Raw genomic sequence first — 21029 nt, 5'->3', positions numbered from 1 at the left:
TTATTTAGAAAAAAGGCTTTGCTTTTCTAAGAAATATTTTAAATTTGCATCCGCTTTTATAGCGAAATAGTTCTTTAAAAACTGCGAAAGTAGCTCAGGGGTAGAGCATCACCTTGCCAAGGTGAGGGTCGCGGGTTCAAATCCCGTCTTTCGCTCTATTCTTTTAAAATATACCAATTTGATTACATTGATGTAATCAGGATGCTGAAGTGGTGGAATTGGTAGACACGTTGGACTTAAAATCCAATGTCCATTAGGACGTACGGGTTCAAGTCCCGTCTTCAGTACAGATGAAAAGTCGAAACGAGAGTTTCGACTTTTTTGTTTTAAAAATAGAAGGAAAACTGGCTTTCAAGCCTATTTTTAAAACAAAAAAGCAATCCAATATCTGGGATTGGCTTTTCTCAAAATGTTGATATTGGAATCGGTGAAGCTAATTCCTGATTTACAACAAATTCTATATATTTAAAGTAGAAACATTACAAAAAACTGACTTCTTTTTATTACTCTTTCTTCTATTTTAAGCTTATCTGGATTATTGCTTTTAATGTCATATTAAATGTGTTATTTGTACTGAATATAATTGTAAGCATAACTATACAACCAAAAATATTAACACTACAAATAGTCACTAATCCTTTTATTTGCATATATTTATACCTTAACACGGTAAACAATGATTTTAAAATTATTGTTTAAAATACTTATTAGACATTTCAAATGTGTTTAAAATCAGTTAAGAAAATATTTTGTTATCTATTGCTTTTAGTTGCAGTTTCGATCTATTCGCAAGAGATTCCTCCTATTCAAATTTTCACTCCACAAGATTATGGCGCTGAAGATCAAAACTGGTCTATAAGTCAAGCCGAGAATAATTTTATCTATATAGCAAATAATAAAGGGTTATTAGAATATAATGGTGCGTCATGGAAATTATATAATTCACCAAACGAAGGCATTTTGAGGTCTGTTAAAGTCGTAGGAGATAGAGTTTATACAGGTGGTTATATGGATTTTGGGTATTGGACAAAAGATAAGCACAATAAACTAATTTATAAGTCGATTACAGAAAATCAAAACTTTTCTATAAAAGAAGATGAAGATTTCTGGGGTATTATTGAAATTGAAGGTTATGTTTTATTTAAATCTTTTGAACGCATTTATATTTATAATACTGCTAATGAAAACTTTGAGATTATTGATTCTGACTTAAGAATTAATAAAATATTTGAAATAAATGAATCTATTTATTTTCAGAAATTGGGAGAAGGAATTTTTGAAATTGTAAACGGTAGAGCACAATTAAAAATTCAATCTGAGTTTATTAAAAATATTGAGTTAATAAATATCTATGAATACAACAAAGGATTACTTCTGCTAACAAAAGAGAATGGTTTTTATAATTACAAAAACAATGTTGTAGAGAAATGGAATATCGAAGCCGATGAATTATTATCTAGTGTCAGTATCTATAGTAGTATTAGATTAAAAGATGGAAGTTTTATTTTAGGTACAATTTCAAATGGAATTATTCAATTAAGTAATACAGGAACAGTTATACTAAAGATCAACCAATCTGAAGGTTTAAGCAATAACACCATCCTATCCATTAAAGAAGATAGTGACGGTAATGTTTGGCTAGGTTTAGATAATGGTGTTAATGTTATGAACCTAAAATCTCCTTATAAAGTTTATAAGGATGAACAAGGTGTTTTAGGTACCATATATACTGCAGAAAAAGTTGGTATTTATTTGTACTTAGGAACGAATCAAGGTCTGTTTTACAAAACATTCAATTCGAATGAAAAATTTAAGTTTATCCAAGGCACTCAAGGGCAGGTTTGGTATCTAAAGTATATTAAAGGAACTTTATTTTGTGGTCATGATAGGGGTACTTTTATAATTTACAATAATACTGCAGAACAGATTTCAAGCGAGATTGGTACTTGGAATATAAAAAAAATCAAAGGGAAACCTAACCTATTGTTGCAAGGAAATTATAAAGGTTTAAATGTATTAGAAAAGGCAAATAAAAAATGGCAATTTAGAAATAAGATTGAAGGTTTTGACATCTCTTCTAGATATTTCGAATTTTTAAATTCAAGTAAAATATTGGTGAGTCATGAGCATAAGGGAGTTTATGAGATCGTTATAGATAGTGATTATTATAGAGCAAAGAGTATTCAAAAGCTAAATATTGAAAAAGGAATTAAATCAAGTATTATAAAATATAATGATTCTATCTTCTATAGCTTTAAAGGTGGTGTTTTCCGTTTTGATCCAACTGCTGAATCTTTCAAAAAGGATAGCATTTTAAGTGCGCTTTTTAGTAATGAAAAATATATATCTGGTAAGTTAGTTAAGGATGAAGACCAGAATTATCTTTGGGGATTTGCAAAAAACGAAATAATATATCTAGAAACCGGAAAACTAACAGATGAATTACAAAGTAATGTCATAGAAATTCCAAATACTGTACGTAAAACGAAATCGGGTTATGAAAATGTATTAGGTATTGAAAAAGATACTTATTTAATAGGGAATACTGAAGGCTATTTCATTATATACACAAATAAGTTAAATAGAAGCCCAAAAGAGCTATTCTTAAATGAAGCTTCTTATACTTCGCTTCAAAATGAGTTTATTTCTTTTGATACCAATCAACCTATAATACTAGAAAATAAAAATAACACCATACATTTTAATTACAGCGTTCCTAGTTACAATGAACTTTCTAGATCAAAGTACCAGTATAGGCTATTAGGAATATATGATAGCTGGAGTGACTGGTCAAATACCTCAGAAACCATATTCGAGAACTTGCCTTTTGGTGATTATGTTTTTGAAGCCAGAGCAAAAACAGGTGGATTGACTTCTAGTAATACAATATCTTACGAGTTTACAATAGAAAAACCATGGTATTTAAAGCCATTGGCGATAATATTTTATGTAATTGCCTTCCTAGTACTTTTATTTTTACTCAACCGAATTAATACAAGAAAATATAAAAAACAACAACAGAAACTTCTTGAAAAGCAGGAGAGAGAGCTTGAGTTAGAACAGTTTGAAAGTCAACGCCAAATAATGGAGTTTAAGAATAAAAACTTGCATCAAGATATTGAGAATAAAAATAGAGAACTCGGTATGGCAACCATGAACTTAGTTAAGAGAAATGAATTGCTCAACAATATAAAAGAAGAATTATCTAAGACTAAATCATTAGATGAGGTAAAACATGTCATAAAATTGATAAACTCAAGTCTTAATGATACTAGTGATTGGAAATTGTTTGAAGAAGCATTTAATAATGTCGACAAAGACTTTATGAAAAGAATAAAGCGTATTCATCCTTCTATTACCCCAAATGATTTAAGATTGTGTGCCTATTTAAGATTAAATTTATCCTCAAAAGAAATCGCTCCACTACTAAATATATCACACAAAAGTGTTGAAGTTAAACGCTATCGTCTTCGAAAAAAAATGGGTTTAGATCATGACCAAAGCTTATCTAATTACATTATAGGGCTATAACGCCCATACAGAACTTTTCACAACCTATACATTGCCTATACAAAACACGTCGAGTATCATTTTTTGATTAATATCTTAATTTTATGTTAAGTTATACAATACATTAAATACATTATAATTAAAGGGTTTTAATGAGATTTTATCAAAGAAAGCGTCGAATTTTTGAATTGTATGTTTTTTGTATTGCTAAATTTTACGGATTTATCAAAATCGATTTATAATTTGCAGTATCTAAGCAATTAAATATGAAAACAAAATTTGTAACGCTTGTAGCCTTCATGTTGTCGATGGCTATTTATGGGCAAAATGTTAATGTTACTGGAACGGTTACTGAAGCTTCTTCGGGTCAACCTTTGCCAGGTGTAAATGTGATTCTCAAAAATACATCAATAGGTGCATCGACAGATTTCGATGGTAATTTTACCCTAAAAGATGTGCCTTTGAATTCTATCGTAGTTATTTCTTATTTAGGTTTTATAACTCAAGAGATCACCATTATAAACAGTCAACCCCTTAGTATCGCACTACAAGAAGATGCAGAGTCATTGGATGAGGTTGTGGTAATAGGTTATGGCACACAGACCAAGAAAGAAGTTACAGGTGCGGTATCGGTTGTTTCTAGTGAAACAGTAGATGCTTTAAAACCTACTAGAATTGAGCAAGCGTTACAAGGCCAAGTTGCTGGTGTAAATATTGTATCAAATTCTGGTTCTCCTGGTGCAGGCTCTACAATTAGTATTAGAGGTGTGTCCACCAACGGACAGAATCAACCATTAATTTTGGTCGATGGAACCGTAGTAGAGGACTTAAGTGTTATAAATCCAAATGATATTGAGACTATAAACATCTTAAAAGATGCAACGGCTGGTATTTATGGAGTAAGGGCAGCAAATGGTGTTATCCTTATTACCACAAAATCTGGTAGAAAAAGTATGCCGCTTACTGTTGACATTACTGCGTTTGGAGGAATTCAAGAAACGACCAGAAAGGTTCCATTGTTAAACGCTACGGAATATGCATTGTTACTAAATGAGGCTTATGCAGCAAATGGTGAGGCATTACCATATCCCATTGTTTCTGGTTTAGGCCAAGGAACGAATTGGCAAGACCAAGTTTTTCAAACTGCTCCACTATTTAGTAATGCAATAACTATAAAAGGTGGTGGTGAAAAATCAACTTATGCCTTTGGTAGTTCATTTTTAACTCAAGATGGTATTGTTGGAGGTAATAAATCAAATTTTTCCAGATTAACGAAAAGATTAAGTTATAGTTTAGATTTTCTAGAAAATTTTAAAATCAATACTGGTATTACTTGGACACACACAACTAGAAAAGGATTACCAGAGAATGGAATTGGTTCAGTCCTTTTTAATGCTGTAAACATGGCTCCAACATTTGGAGTAAATGATGCTGCTACGAATCTTGGTTTTGAAGTTGTAAATCCTTTAAAACAAATAGATAACACTTATAATAGAGGTTTAGTAGATAAATTAAATGGAAATATTAATTTATCGTATAATTTTTTAGAACATTTTACAGCTCAAGCAAGTTATCAATTTAACTATTCTCAGGAGACCAATACGTCTTTTTCACCTTTTGTAGATTATGGAACGTTAGGAACTGTTGATAAAGTATTTGATTTATTACCAAACGAAGACTTGGATAATAACTCAACGTTTAGAGGTAAAACGTATCGTAGAGACTATACATTTGATGCTTTTGTTAAATATGAAAATACGTTTGGTGACGATCACGATGTAAAATTATTATTGGGTACTTCAGTTTTTAAGACTACTGGTGATTTTAATTTTTTCGCCGGGTTTGGTATAAGAGATAATAATATCGCATTTGCAAATCTAGATGACGCACTTAGAGTTGAGAATCTTAATCCTCAAGGAAATGACCTAAGTTATGATTCTAGGTTGTTGTCTTATTTTTCTAGACTACAGTATAACTATAAAGGTAAATATTTGTTGTCTGCTGTGGTAAGACGTGATGGTTCAAGTAATTTTGGTCCCGAAAACAAATTTGGTATTTTTCCTTCTGGTTCTGTTGGTTGGGTGGCTTCAGATGAATCATTTTTAGCGAACAGTAATTTTATTGACTTTTTAAAGTTTAGAGCATCTTACGGTGTTTTAGGTAATGATAGAATAGGTGCTTTCGGATTTGTTTCGGTTCTAGATGGAGAGAGTACCTATGTATTTGATGATGCTTTAGTTTTTGGTACTGCTGCAGGAAGAATAGGTAATCCAGAGATACGATGGGAAAAACAAAAAACATTCGATGTTGGTTTTGATATGCGTTTTTGGGATAATAAGTTAGATGTTACTGTAGATTATTTTGAAAAGCGTACTGAAGACTTATTGGTACAACCTGATGCTTCAGGTATCATAGGAGTAGCTGCACCTGGTTCATCTCCTCCAATTATTAATGCTGGTATAGTTGAAAATAAAGGTCTAGAATTTGCTATTGGGTACTCAGAACAGTTTAGTGATAATTTTAGTTTCAATGTTAAGTATAACGTAACTGCATTAGATAATAACGTTATTTCTGTGAGTCAAGAAGGTGGATTTGTACCAGGTGGTGGATTCGGCATCGGTCAAGAACCACCATCACGTATGGAAGCTGGTCAACCGATAGGCTATTTTAGAGGTTTTGTTACTAATGGTATTTTCCAAAACCAAGCTCAAATAGATAACTCACCAATACTTAATAACAATACACAACCAGGTGACTTAATTTTTGTGGACATTAACGGAGATGGTGTTATTGATGATTTAGATAAAACATACATTGGTGATCCAATACCAGATGCTACAATGGGTTTAAATATATCATTTGATTTATATAACTTTGACTTTGGTGCTTATGCCTTTGCATCTGTTGGAAACGAAATTGTAAGGAATTATGAAAGAAACCTTCCTTTGACCAACAGACCTATTCAGTACTTAAACCGCTGGACTGGTGAAGGTACAAGTAATAGCTTCCCAAGAGTAACTACTGGTGCTACTAATAATACCTTATTCTCAGATTTTTATGTAGAAGATGGGTCTTTTATTAGATTGCAAAACGTTCAGCTAGGTTATACTATAGGTGCTGATACAGCAGAAAAATGGGGTATTAGTAATTTGAGATTTTATATATCTGCTCAAAATCTAGTTACGTTAACAGAATATAGCGGTTATGACCCAACAACATCAAATGGCGCGCCAATTGGTGGTGGAATCGACTACGGATTTTATCCTAATCCAATAAGATATGAACTAGGAATGAACTTAAAATTTTAATAGAACCATGAAAAATTTAAAAATCACATATATTTTATTAGTATTCTTTGTCATGGCTTCATGCAGTGACGATTTTGTGAATGTCGAATCTAACAATGAGAACTCTGAAGATTATTTTAATTCAGAACAAGATTATCAAGATGCCTTAATTAGTGCGTATGATTTATTACAAACAACATCCCAAAATGTTTTGCTAGGGGAAATAGCATCAGATAATACCTTGTGTGGTGGCGAAAATGCAAATGATGTGCCTGGCTTCCAACAAATAGATGATATGATTCATACTCCAATAAATAATCAATTGAGAGTGCTTTGGCAATGGATGTATGCAGGTGTGAATAGAGCTAACTATATTTTAGAGTTTCAAGATAAAACAGATTTTGCTGGTAAAGCAGGTGTTTTAGCTCAGACTAGATACTTAAGAGCATACTATTATTTTGAACTAGTAAAATGGTTTGGAGATGTGCCTTTTGCAGTTGATAAACGAATTCAATTTGGTGATCAGTTTTCAATACCAAGAACTCCAAAAGCTGAAATCTATGCCCAATTAGAGCAAGATTTAATCTTTGCAGCAGATAATTTACCTTACGTACAATCCCAAACTGGGAGGGTTACTAAAGGAGCGGCACAAGCTTTATTAGGTAAAGTGTATTTATTCCAAGATAAATTTCCTGAAGCTGCAGCAGTTTTAGAAGATTTAATAGATAACGGACCTTATGATTTATTGTCTGATTACAGTACTATGTTTGAGAATGATAATGAAAATAACATAGAGTCAGTCTTCGAAGTACAATATACAGATTTAGAAGGTGCAGGATTTGGTTGTTTTCAATGTAGTGAAGGTAATATTGCTGTTGGGTTTAATGGTATAAGAGGTTATAACGGACCACTTTTTGAATCTGGCTTTAGTTTTAACGTACCAACACAAGAAGTTGTGGACGAATTTGAAGCAGGTGACATGAGATTAGAAACGGCAATTTTAGACATAGACGCATGGGCAGCAGAAACAGGAGCTACTTTTAGCACAGGCTTTGAACATACGGGTTATTACAATAGAAAATATATTGCTAGACAAGGAGATGCAAACATAGGAGATGCTAACTTGACCAATCCTAATAATTACAGAGCAATTCGTTTTGCAGATGTATTATTGATGGCCGCAGAAGCACTAAATAGAGGTAGTATTAGTGATACACGAGCGCAAATGTATTTAAACAGAGTTCGAGAACGCGCTTTTGGAAATTCTGATAATAATGTAAATGCAACAGGTGCAACATTAACTGATGCTATTTATCATGAAAGAAGAGTAGAATTGGTAGGTGAAGGTCACCGTTTCTTTGATTTGGTAAGAACTGGTAGAGCTGCGGCTGAGATTGACGGCTTCCAAGAAGGTAAACATGAATTGTTTCCAATTCCATTAATAGAAATACAATTAGCTGGTAACCAGTGGGAGCAAAATCCAAATTATTAAAAAAAGAGAAATGAAAAATATAAAATTATTTTTAGCAAGTTTTCTGTTCATAGCTTTTATAGGCTGTGAAGAAGATGAACGCGGAACAGAATTCGTTGATAATGCAGCTGCGCCAAGTGATGTGTCACTGCAATTTTCAATCACTCAAGATAATACCGGACTCGTAACAATAACACCTAACGCAGTAGGTGCTACAAAATTTAATATAGATTTTGGCGATGGGACCGAGGGTACCGTAAATTTAGAGCCTGGTGAAACTATCGATAATGTTTATCCAGAAGGCACATATACAGTGACGACACTAGCCACTAGTATTAATGGCTTAGAAACTCAAATAGAACAACAATTGGTTGTGTCTTTTAGAGCACCAGAAAATTTAAATATTACTGCGGAAGTCGATGCTTCAAACCCTTTTAAATTAAATGTTTCTGCAACAGCAGATTTTGCAACGTCATTCTTGGTGTATTTCGATACTTCAAACCCAGATGAAGAGCCTACACTATTAGAATTAGACGGAACGGTAAGTAATATTTACCTTTTAGTAGGAGATTATACAATTAGAGTAGAAGCTTTAAGTGGAGGTACAGAAACAACTGAAGGTTTGGCAGAAGTAACCATTTCTTCACCAACAGAATTGCCTATCGATTTTGAAGCTTTTGATACAACAGTGTTTTTTGGATTTGGTGGTGCATCAGGTGATGTTATTGCTAATCCAGATACAAGTGGCAATCCTTCTGCTACAGTAGCTAGAACTATTAAAGATGGACCAGAAATTTGGGCTGGTAATGTTATAGAACTTTCAGCTCCAATAGATTTTAGTACTCAAAAAATTATGAAACTGGATGTTTGGTCACCTAGACCAGGTGGAACGTTTTTAATGAAATTAGAAAACTTGACTGATAATGGAATCTTTATTGAGAAATCAGTAACCTTACAAGGTAATGGTGCTTGGGAAGAGGTGTCTATAGATTTCTCTGATATTGATACAACACAAGAGTATCAAAAAATAGTTTGGTTTTTCGACTTTGGAACTGTAGGAGATGGTAGTGCAGACTGGACGTTTTATTTAGATAACATAGATCAAACGTCACCATCTACTTCTGTATTTGATGATGGACTACTAACTAATGGAGATTTTGAAAATGGAAGCGATTCATGGCTTGTTGGGGTAGATGATTCTAGTTCGGCCCCAGTAGTAACAAATGGTGGAAACACCTATTATTCTGTAGATGTAACTACGGCAGGAAATCCGTTTGATGTAAACCTTAGTCAAAAGCTTGAGATTATTCAAGGGGAAACATATACTTTAACCTTTGATGCTTGGTCTGATGTAAACAGATCGATAATAGCAGGAATCGGTCTAAGTGGTGGTGATTTTTCTAATACGAATGAAACTGTAAATATAACACCAACAGTAACTAATTATACGCTTACATTAACCGCAGCAGGTTTTGGAGCATTAGATGCGCGTGTTCTTTTTGATGTAGGTGCAGAAATAGGTATGGTAAATATAGATAATGTTTCATTAAACATTGTTGTAGATAATTTATTGACCAATGGAGATTTCGAAAATGGAAGTGATCCTTGGATAGTTGGAGTAGATGATAACAGTCCCGCTCCAGTGGTAACAGAGGGTGGAAACACCTATTATTCTGTAGATGTAACTACTGCAGGAAATCCTTTTGATGTAAACCTTAGTCAGAAACTTGAAATTATTCAAGATGAAACTTATACATTAACTTTTGATGCTTGGTCTGATGTAAATAGATCAATAATAGCAGGAATCGGTCTCAGTGGTGGTGATTTTTCCAATACAAATGAAACCGTAAATATAACATCGACAGTAACTACATTTACTCTTACTCTAACTGCGACAGGCTTTGGAGCAGCAGATGCAAGAGTCCTTTTTGATGTAGGTGCAGAAATAGGTATGGTTAATATAGATAACGTAGTATTATCTCTTAATTAAGGTAAGAAATATTTATGTCCAGAAATAATAGTATAAAACAATTAACATGAAAAATTTAAAATATATAGTGTTGAGTTTATTCTCAATATTAGTAATAACAAGCTGTCAAGAAGACGATATTACATTTGGTGATATTACAGCACCTAGTAATATTCAAATAGAGGTAGATATTGTTGGTGCAGATGCCGCTAATCCAAACGGAGATGGAAGTGGTGTAGTTAACTTCACCGCAACTGCAGATAATGCCATATCATACCAATATGTGTACAATGGGGCTAGCACACCTGCTCCAGGTGGTTTGAAGAGCTATAACTTTGCTACACTAGGATTAAATACGTATTCGATAACTGTAATCGCTTCAGGAACTGGAGGAGCATTATCTAGTAAAACAATTGATGTTGATGTACTTTCATTATATGAACCACCAGCTGATTTAATTACCATGCTTACATCAGATAGTTCAAGAACTTGGAGAATTAAGAGTGAAAGTGGAGGTCATTTTGGCTTAGGACCAGTAGGAGGAGGTTTTAATGAATTTTATGGTGCTGCAACTGAGGAGAAAGCGGGAGTTGGTATGTATGATGATCGTTATATTTTTAATATAGATGGAACTTTTACTCATATTACAGATGGTACAAATGATGAAGGTGGAGTTAATACTGATGGTACTGTATTTGGACGCGAAGTTTTAATTAATGAATTAAATGGATCTGGCGAAGGCACTGCTAATGGAGCAGATATAGAAAATTATCCTTACTCAGATTATACAGCGCAATGGTTTCTTACTGCACCTGGAGACGTTGAAACTTTGAGTTTAACAGGTATTGGATTTTTAGGATATTACATAGGTGGTGACCATACTTATAAAATTGAAATGCGTTCAGCAAATGAAATGTCTGTAAGATCAACTGATGGAAACGGAGACTTTGATTGGGGCTTTGTCTTAATCGGTGAATAGAAACATATAGAAATATTTTCGATGTAGGTTAACAATATCAATATTGTATAGTTATTCTCCTTTGTTTAAAAACACTTTAAGTATTTGTTTTTTAGGTATTTAAGTTAAAAACATTCGTTGATTTAAAGCATTTTTGTTCTTTACAATATTTATTAATCTGTATGGTTATTGAAATTATTATGTATTGATTTTGTATAGGTATTTTTTGAGAAATTAATAATATTTAGGTCTAATTTTATCAAATCAACATCCGTGTTGTTAATTAATTAATATCCAACTTAAAAAATTAAGATTATGAGAAACTATTTTCTGAGACTAATATTAATACTAATTACGATTCCGGTATTTAGTCAGTCTGATAAAGTATCAGTACTAAAAAATAATGAAGGAATGAAATTGGTTGTAAATGGTAAAGATTTTATCGTAAACGGTGTAAATTGGGATTATGTGCCTATTGGTACAACAATTACTGATGCAGGAGTTTGGGGTAAATCGGACGATGTTATTAAAGCTGCTCTAGATGGTGAAATGCCTTTATTAAAGAATATGGGAGTAAATGCCATTAGAACATATGGCCTTCCGCCTAAATGGATTACTTATATTTATGAAAACTATGGCATATATACCATGCTCAATATTACATTTGGAGCTTATGGTTTGACCATAAATGGTGCTTGGACACCCCAAACAGATTATACAGATCCAGCGACATTAGAAGTATTAATGACAGAAGCCAAGGATATGGCTAATACTTATAAAAATACACCAGGACTTTTATTGTATATGATAGGTAATGAGAATAACTATCATTTATCATGGACAGGAGCCGAAACAGAGGCTATACCAATTGACGGTGTGGATCCGGGTATTCGTTTGGCTGCTGAAGGCTTGTATAAGGCTTTTAATGCAGCTGCTATAGAGGTTAAGGCTATTGATAGTTCTGTTCCAGTAGCTATTTGTAATGGGGACTTATTATATATTGATATTGTAAAGCAATATTGTAAAGACATTGATATATATGGAACCAATATGTATAGAGGTGTTTCTTTTGGGGATGCTTTTCAAAGAGTAAAAGATGAACTTAACATGCCAATATTATTTGCCGAGTTTGGTGCAGATGCGTTCAATGCCAGAGATAATCAAGAAGATCAATATACCCAAGCTTACTATGATGTAGGAAATTGGAGAGATATTTATGAAAATGTTGCTGGGCTGGGTAAAGCTGGCAATTCTATAGGAGGTTTTACATTTCAATTTAGCGATGGATGGTGGAAATACAAACAAACAGAAAATTTAGATGTGCATGATAATAATGCTACATGGCCGAATAATGGATATCCAAGAGATCAAGCTAAACCAGGCGATAATAATATGAATGAGGAGTGGTTTGGTATCTGTGCAAAAGGCCCAACTAATGAAAGAGGACTTTACACTCTATACCCTAGAGCTGCTTATTACGCACTTAAGGAAGTTCACAAATTAAATCCTTACGAAGAAGGTATGACACCACAATTTTTCAATAACTATTTTGATAATATCGAAATAATGGATGCAGTTCTTAGAGCACGTGGTGATAAAGCAGCACTTGGTGGTGGCGGTAGTCAGAAAATTAGAATAAGTAATTTGAGTGCAAGATTTACAACATTTAATACTGGTGGTAGTCTTATTACAACACCAGATAATGCAGATCCAAATGCAAATGCGTTTCCAAATCAACTAGGTTTTGATCATATGCAGTCTTACTTTATTGGTGTTGAGGGTAATCCTGCACCAAACATGAGAGCTGAAGTTAACTTTAATGTTATTGGTAATGTTGCCCAAAATCCAATAGATGAAATTTTTTATGAAAACAGAGCTCGACCAATTACTGTTAACTCAGATAATGGAGAAGTTATAATCAATGATAATAACCGAGTAAATGTTTACAATGCTGAATTTGAATGGAAAACAAAAAGTGCAGATGTTAGAGGGTTTTATAGAACAGGTCATTACCATTGGGGCTACGAAGGAGATATCTTTGGCCTTTATCCAGAAGCAAACTATGGACCTAATTTAGATATTTATGGTGGTGAAATCTTAGGATTAGAAATAGATGGAAAAGGTGATTTAAATGGCTTAAAAGCAGCATTTGGCCCACAATTATGGTGGGGAGCTAACCCAACAGCATTGTTAAAGTATAGTCGTAAAATTGCTAAATGGGATGTAACAGGAATTTATCATAGAGATTTACAAACCGAACTTATATTTGACGAAAATGGTCAGCGAGTACTTGATGCCAATCAATTGCGAAGTGGTATAATTCCAGCTTGGCCTACTGAAAGAGCCACAGTAGCTGTAGAAAGAGATTTTGGCAAATTTGGAATAACCCTTGGAGGTATTTGGGCAGGAAGCCCTTTAAATGGTAGTTCTTTTCAAGACTTTACAGGTAGTTCAGGGAACTACACAGTTTTCGAAGACAAAGTTACAGGTAAAGATAATTGGGGAGGAAAAGCAAAAATTACTTTTCAAGCAGGAAAATTCAATGCGTATGCGCAAGCAGGTGTTATGGGATTAGTTGCTAATGGTGGAGCAGATCAGACCCAAACTTTTACGGGCTGGAAATTGAAAGATAACGGAAGTGGAAATCAATCTAATATCCTAGCAGGAATTACTTATACAGTGGGTAATTTTCAAATTGCACCAAACTTTTTATGGCAAAAACCACTAGTGGATGCTATGCCAAGTGATGTTGATGCACCTGGGAGATTAAGAAATGTTATTAGTGATCCATTTGCCGTAAGAGCCAATAGAGAGACTACGGCTGGAGAAATGCTTATCACTTTCGATCCTACACCAGGAACATGGATGTACGAGTGGAATAACGATCGCGCTGAAGATGCAAAATTTGCAATGAATCTTGGCTTTGTATATCGTCACTTGCCTACACAACAAGATGCACACATTGGTTTTAATGCCAATCGTACATTTTTTGCTTTTCCAACTACAGTACCAGCTGAAGATTTATGGGAGGTACATTCAAGAATGGTATCTAAACTAAATCCTGATTTAGGAATTATTGGAAACTTCTATTATGGTAATGCTCAGGCTAATGGTGATAGTGAAAGATTAATCAAGCGTTTTGGAGGTGATGTAAGAATGATTTATAATAAAATGAAGGTTGAAACTCATGTTAAGGTTAACGATTGGGGACCTTTTGATTATCATAGAGATTTTAACTTAACATATCCGTTACAACTCATGTTAGATGTTTCTACATCGTTAGGAAAACCAGATTGGTTTATTTTACCAAGTACAACAATAGGTATTAGAGGAACATGGCGTTCAATGGACGAATTTTCGCCTAGATATTTGCCAAATCAAGCACCAGAATTCGGTACACCACCAGTAAGCGCTGTTGGATTCCCAGATGGAAATGAATGGGAAATAAGAACTTATGTGAATATTAATATTGGAAAATAAAAATTAGAAAAATGAAAAATATAAAGTTTAACAATTCAAAAATCACATATGTCTTAGGATTGGTCTTAATCTTAGGTTTTGGATGTGAAAGAGATCTTACTGATGATGCAGTAGAAGCTTCATTTTCTAATGAAGGAGAAATTTTTACAGATAATTTTGTAGGTATGGGTACTAATTTTTACTTACCATTTGCAGATTCAAAATTAGATGCATTCTCTGTAGATAATGATGAAGGCTTTGAAAGTTCGGCATCTTATCGTGTTGATGTGCCAAATGCAGATGACCCAACAGGAAGTTATGCAGGTGCAATTTTAAGAGTTGATGGTGCAGGGCGAGATTTATCTGGCTATGATGCTCTTACATTTTGGGCAAAGGCATCTCAAGGAGTGAGTGTAGATGCTGTAGGTTTTGGTCAAGATTTTTTAGATAATGAGTTTCAAGTTACTGTAAACAATTTGAGTATAGGAACTAATTGGGCAAAGTATACAATTCCAATTCCTGATGCTTCAAAACTAGTAGAAGAAAGAGGTGTGTTTTGGTATGCTGCCGGAACTCAAGCTACTGGTGGATCAGGATATATTCTTTGGTTTGATGATATTCAGTTTGAGACTTTAGGTACAGTTGCTCAGCCAAGACCTGCGATTTTAAATGGTCAAGATTTAGTAGAGCAAACATTTATTGGTTCATCAAGAACTATTAATGGATTACAAGAGACATTTAACTTAGCTAATGGAATAGATAGAATTGTTACTCCAGCTTCAAAGTATTTCGAATTTACATCCTCTAATACAAGTGTAGCTAGTGTTGATGAGTCAGGACAAGTAAACATTTTAGCTGCTGGTACTACAGTTATTACAGCAACCTTAGATGGTGTAGAGGCTCAAGGTTCATTAACATTAGAATCGTTAGGAGTTTTTACACAGGCTCCAATTCCTGATAGAGCACCAGAAAATGTAATTTCTGTATTTAGTGATGCTTATACTAATGTGCCTGTTGATTATTATAATGGATTTTTTGCACCATTTCAGACAACTCAAGGAGGTGCACCTCCTTTAAATATTTCAGGTGACGAGGTAATTAATTATACGGATTTAAACTTCGTTGGTATTGGTACATTTTTAAATGTATCACCGATAAATGCAACTGAAATGACACATTTACATGTAGATATTAATGTTCAGGAAGCCATAGACAATGGGGATTTTATACGGTTGGAAATATTAAATGGAGTTCAAACTTCAAATGAAATTTCTGGATCAACAACTTTAGCAAGCTCAGATCTTGTATCCAACGGTTGGGCAAGTTTTGATATTCCATTGGGTAATTTTAATGGACTAAGTGTAAGGGATCAAGTAGGATTATTGTTTTTTATATCTGACGCCACTATTTCTAATATTTATGTAGATAATATATATTATTACAAAGAGGTTGTAGATCCTTCACCGAATGTAGATGATTCTGCGGCCACTCAAGTTGCTTTACCTGTAGGTTTTCAATCAACGTCGCTAACGTATACTATTGGAACGTTTGGAGGAGCTGACTCAGCAGTTGAAGCTAATCCAGATCAATCTGGTATAAATCCAACATCTACAATTCTTAGGACTACAAAAACTGCTGGAGCAGAATTCTTTGCAGGAACAACGTTACAGTTAGACGCACCAGTTGACTTTTCGACATCTCAAGTGTTTAGAATGAAAGTATGGTCTCCAAAAGCAGGAATACCAGTTCGTATAAAACTAGAGAATTCTGCTGATGCAGGTCAATTTATTGAATTAGATGCTAATACAACTACAACGAATGAATGGGAAGAGTTAGAGTGGGATTTTAGCAGTACAAACTTTAATGTAGGACCTTTAGATATAGCTGTAATTTTCTTTGAATTTATAGCTGGTACACCAGGTGATGGTTCTACTTATTACTGCGATGATTTAAAAATTCTAAATTAAAAGAAACAGTTATGAAAAATTTAAAAAAAATATGTTTGCCAGTATTATTGGGTTTTATAATGATTTTCTCAAGTTGTGATACTGATGAAACTCAGACTGTAACCAATTTTGATAATCTCGTTATGGAAGATGGTTTTACAACTGCTGGTGCTCTGGATTCTAACCTCTGGAATTTTGATATAGGAAATGGTGCGGCAGAGGGAATTCCTGGCTGGGGAAATAATGAGCTTCAGTATTATACGGATAGAGCAGAGAATGCTGTTGTAGAAAATGGTATGCTTAAAATTACAGCTAGGCAAGAATCTTTTGAAGGTTTAGGGTATACATCTGCTCGTATACAAACCAAAGGAAAATTTCAACAAAAACATGGTCGTTTTGAAGCAAGAATTCAATTGCCTTGGGGACAAGGATTATGGCCAGCATTTTGGATGTTAGGAGATGATAATAATGGATCTGAAGTTTGGCCACAAATAGGAGAAATTGATATCATGGAAAATAGAGGTCAGGAGCCAACCCTAATTAATGGTAGTGTTCATGGTCCAGGATATTCAGGTGGTGAAGCCATTACAAAGGCTTTTGAACTTGAAAATGATCGTTTTGATACAGGTTTTCATGTTTTTGGTATAGAATGGGGAGAAAACTATATTAATTATTACGTTGACGATGTGTTATATAATCAAATCACACCTGATGATGTAAATGGCGAATGGGTATTTAATGATGAATTTTATATTATCATTAATGTAGCTGTTGGTGGAAACTATGTAGGTTCACCTAATGCTTCTACTGTATTCCCACAAGAGATGTTAGTGGATTACGTAAGAGTCTACTCAGCGAATTAAAAATTTACAAATTGCATAAGGTCAAGAACCTTTGTTTCTTGGCCTTTTTAGACCTTTTATAAACCAATATACTATTAAAGTAAATTGATAATGAATGTTACTGATACCTTGAAATTTATAAACACACAAAATAAAGACATAGCCCTAGAATCTATTTCTATAGATAACGAAAACTATTTTAAAATTTCTAATAGCGATGAAATGCGTCCATTCTTTATGAGCATCGTCAGTGATTCTAATCACTGGATGTTTATATCTAGCAATGGAGGGCTAACAGCAGGACGTAAAAATTCCGAATATGCTTTATTCCCTTATTATACAGATGATAAAATTACTGAGTCTGTTGATATAACCGGGAACAAATCAATCTTCAAAGTACAGAAAGGCGGACAGGAATTTATGTGGGAACCTTTAGCGATTAGATCCTTAGGCAGATATACTACGACTCAAAACCTTTATAAACATAGATTTGGAAACAAAATAATCTTTGAAGAAATCAATCACGATTTAGAATTGATATTTAGATATCAATGGAGCTCTAGTAACAAATATGGTTTTGTAAAGACCTCTAAATTAATAAACACTTCTGAAGAATCTGTTAAAGTAACATTTGTAGACGGTATTCAGAATATTATGCCTGCCAGTATCGGTAGCGATATTCAAAATCAGTCTAGTAATTTAGTAGATGCTTATAAACGTAATGAATTAGAAGAAGCTACTGGTCTAGGTATCTATGCACTTAGCGCTATTCTTGTAGATAAAGCAGAAGCTAGTGAAGCTTTAAAAGCCAATGTTGTTTGGTCCTTAGGTCTAGAAAATCCAAAATATTTGGTCTCTTCTTTACAATTAAATAGTTTTAGATCTGGACTAGATGTAAATCAAGAAGTAGATGTAAAAGCTGAAAAAGGGGCCTATTTTGTTTCTACTGAAATAGAACTATCGGCTGATGCCTATAAAGAATGGATACTGGTTGCTAACGTAAATCAAGACCATTCTGATATTGCTTTATTGTCTAAAAAAATAAGAGAAGACGAGTCTTTAATTAATAAAGTAAATGAGAATATAGATTTAGGAACAACGCGACTTGTTGAACTAAATGCAGCATCAGATGCTATTCAATTTACCGCAGATAGTTTAAGAGATACACGCCATTTTGCTAATACACTATTCAACATTATGCGTGGTGGGATTTTTGATGATGGGTATCAAATTGAGAAATGGGATTTCAGAAATTATCTTGTCAATGCAAATAAAAAAGTAGCACGAACATCAGAAGGTGTTTTAGATTCGCTTCCAGAAGTATTTTCATTATCAGACATAAAAAAAATAGCATACAACAGTGACGACAAAAACTTTAGACGTCTTTGTTTAGAGTATATGCCATTAAAATTTAGCCGTCGTCATGGTGATCCAAGCCGACCTTGGAATAAATTCTCTATTAATACCAGAAGTGAAATAGACGGTTCTAAAATATTGGATTACGAAGGTAACTGGAGAGATATCTTTCAAAATTGGGAAGCCTTAGCGCATTCATATCCTGAGTTTATTGAAAGTATGATTCACAAGTTTTTAAATGCAACTACTTTTGATGGTTATAATCCATACCGAGTAACAAAAGGTGGTTTTGATTGGGAAACTATTGAACCAGATGATCCATGGTCTTACATTGGATATTGGGGAGATCATCAAATTATATACTTGCTTAAGTTTTTAGAATTTATCAATAACCACAAGCCAGGTAAATTAGAAAGTTTCTTCACAAAAGATTTATTTGTTTATGCTAACGTGCCTTATAAAATAAAGCCTTACGAAGACTTATTAAAAAATCCAAAAGACACTATTGTTTTTGATGATGCATTAGATCACAAAATTCATGAAGAACGAGAACAGTTAGGAGCTGATGGAGCGTTGCTTAGAGATGAGAATAGATTCATTATCAAGGCAAATTTTGTAGAAAAAATATTAGCAACTTCTTTAGCAAAGCTGTCAAACTTTGTTCCTGAAGGTGGAATTTGGATGAATACACAGCGTCCAGAATGGAATGATGCAAATAATGCACTAGTTGGAAATGGTGTGTCGATGGTAACGCTTTATTATTTGCGTAGATTTTTTAATTTCTTTGAAGACTTACTTTCTACCTCGAATATTGATGATGTAGAAATTTCCAATGAAATATATGATTTCTTTAATAGTGTATTAGAGACTTTTGAAAACAACAAAAATTTATTGTCAGGTTCAATTAATGATACTGATAAAAAAGTAATATTGGATGGCTTAGGCAAAGCAGGTAGTGATTATAGAACTCACATTTATAATTATGCTTTTTCTGGAAGAAAATCAACACTTTCAATTTGTAAGCTAAAAACCTTTGTTACGATTAGTAAATCTTATTTAGAGCATTCAATAAAAGCAAACAAGCGTTCAGATAATTTGTATCATGCTTATAACTTAATGACTGTAAATACTGATAATTCAGTTTCTATTTCTTACTTAAGCGAAATGTTAGAGGGTCAGGTAGCAGTTTTAAGTTCAGGGTATTTAAATGCTACTGAAACATTAGATGTTTTAAATGCATTAAAGCAAAGTAAACTTTTTAGAGCAGATCAGTACAGTTATTTACTCTATCCTAATAAAGAGCTTAAAGGATTTTTAGATAGGAATACAATTTCTGAAGATGCTGTGTTATCTTCAAAATTATTACAGCAATTAGTAAAGGATGGAAATGTTCAAATCATCGAAAAAGATGTCAACGGAGAATATCATTTTAATGGTAATTTTAAAAATGCAAGTGATGTTTCTGCTGCCTTAGCAAAACTTTCAGAAACCAAATATCAATCGCTTTTAGAGCCTGATTTTCCAAAAGTTTTACAAGCCTTTGAAGCTGTTTTTAATCACAAGGCTTTTACAGGCAGATCAGGTACCTTTTATGGTTATGAAGGATTAGGTTCAATTTATTGGCACATGGTTTCTAAGTTGCTGTTGGCAGTTCAAGAGTGTTGTATAGAAGCTGTGAATGATGGTGAGAATGAAGTTATTGTAGGTCATTTATTAGAGCATTTCTATGAAATTAACGAAGGTATTGGTGTACATAAATCACCTGAGTTATATGGTGCTTTTCCTACCGATCCGTATTCGCATACACCAGGAGGTAAAGGGGCACAACAACCAGGAATGACTGGGCAAGTAAAAGAAGATATTTTAAGCCGATTTGGTGAATTAGGAATATTTGTTTCTAAGGGTAAGCTGTTCTTTAATCCTAGTCTATTGAGAAAAGATGAGTTTTTTACTGAAGCTACAAGTTTTGAATATGTAGACCTATTTAAGGAAAGAAAGTGTATTCAGATGGAAGCAGGATCATTAGGATTTACCTACTGCCAAGTACCAATTGTATATCAAATATCAGAGAAAGACAGTCTAGAAATATATTTTAAGGACGGTAGCTCTAAAATGATAGAAAGTTTAATAGTAGATGCTTCAACAAGCGAACAAATTTTTATGCGAACAGGTGAAGTAATTAAAATTATTGCATGTGTTGATTCGAGTTACCTAAAATAAAGGAACAAGAC

The 21029-nt window shown here is 33.5% G+C and carries 9 protein-coding genes and 2 tRNA genes; all 11 read left to right on the top strand.

What is annotated here, in order from left to right; genetic code table 11:
* Window positions 1-83 precede the first annotated feature (83 nt).
* The 11 genes from SJY34_RS09120 (at window position 84) to SJY34_RS09070 (ending at window position 21018) form a co-directional block, all read left to right on the top strand.
* A tRNA-Gly gene (locus SJY34_RS09120) sits at window positions 84-155 on the top strand.
* 48 nt (window positions 156-203) lie between these two features.
* Window positions 204-287 (top strand) — tRNA-Leu (locus SJY34_RS09115).
* A 472-nt stretch (window positions 288-759) separates the two neighbouring features.
* Window positions 760-3531: a triple tyrosine motif-containing protein gene (locus SJY34_RS09110; protein WP_400074933.1), complete on the top strand. Its 2772-nt coding sequence runs from the start codon at window positions 760-762 to the stop codon at window positions 3529-3531.
* Between the two features lie 245 nt (window positions 3532-3776).
* The gene (locus SJY34_RS09105; RefSeq protein WP_400074931.1) at window positions 3777-6818 is read left to right on the top strand and encodes a SusC/RagA family TonB-linked outer membrane protein; all 3042 of its coding nucleotides are present in this window, start codon (window positions 3777-3779) and stop codon (window positions 6816-6818) included.
* A gap of 7 nt (window positions 6819-6825) precedes the next feature.
* The gene (locus SJY34_RS09100) at window positions 6826-8289 is read left to right on the top strand and encodes a RagB/SusD family nutrient uptake outer membrane protein (RefSeq protein WP_400074929.1); all 1464 of its coding nucleotides are present in this window, start codon (window positions 6826-6828) and stop codon (window positions 8287-8289) included.
* A gap of 10 nt (window positions 8290-8299) precedes the next feature.
* Complete coding sequence (locus tag SJY34_RS09095) at window positions 8300-10258, top strand: carbohydrate binding domain-containing protein (RefSeq protein WP_400074927.1); 1959 nt, start codon at window positions 8300-8302, stop codon at window positions 10256-10258.
* Between the two features lie 46 nt (window positions 10259-10304).
* On the top strand, window positions 10305-11216 hold the full coding sequence (locus SJY34_RS09090) for a glucan endo-1,3-beta-D-glucosidase (protein ID WP_400074925.1): 912 nt from the start codon (window positions 10305-10307) through the stop codon (window positions 11214-11216).
* 294 nt (window positions 11217-11510) lie between these two features.
* Window positions 11511-14675, top strand: coding sequence for a glycoside hydrolase family 2 TIM barrel-domain containing protein (locus tag SJY34_RS09085; RefSeq protein WP_400074923.1), 3165 nt, complete (start codon window positions 11511-11513; stop codon window positions 14673-14675).
* A gap of 11 nt (window positions 14676-14686) precedes the next feature.
* Window positions 14687-16621, top strand: coding sequence for an Ig-like domain-containing protein (locus tag SJY34_RS09080; RefSeq protein ID WP_400074921.1), 1935 nt, complete (start codon window positions 14687-14689; stop codon window positions 16619-16621).
* Window positions 16622-16632: 11 nt separating this feature from the next.
* Complete coding sequence (locus tag SJY34_RS09075; RefSeq protein WP_400074919.1) at window positions 16633-17463, top strand: family 16 glycosylhydrolase; 831 nt, start codon at window positions 16633-16635, stop codon at window positions 17461-17463.
* Window positions 17464-17553: 90 nt separating this feature from the next.
* On the top strand, window positions 17554-21018 hold the full coding sequence (locus SJY34_RS09070) for a hypothetical protein (RefSeq protein ID WP_400074917.1): 3465 nt from the start codon (window positions 17554-17556) through the stop codon (window positions 21016-21018).
* The last annotated feature ends 11 nt before the right edge of the window (window positions 21019-21029 follow it).

The organism is Winogradskyella sp. R77965 (assembly GCF_044594915.1).
In the GTDB taxonomy this organism is placed as follows: Bacteria; Bacteroidota; Bacteroidia; order Flavobacteriales; family Flavobacteriaceae; genus Winogradskyella.
Note: the sequence above shows the minus strand (reverse complement) of the source record. Positions and strands in the feature narration are given on the sequence as shown.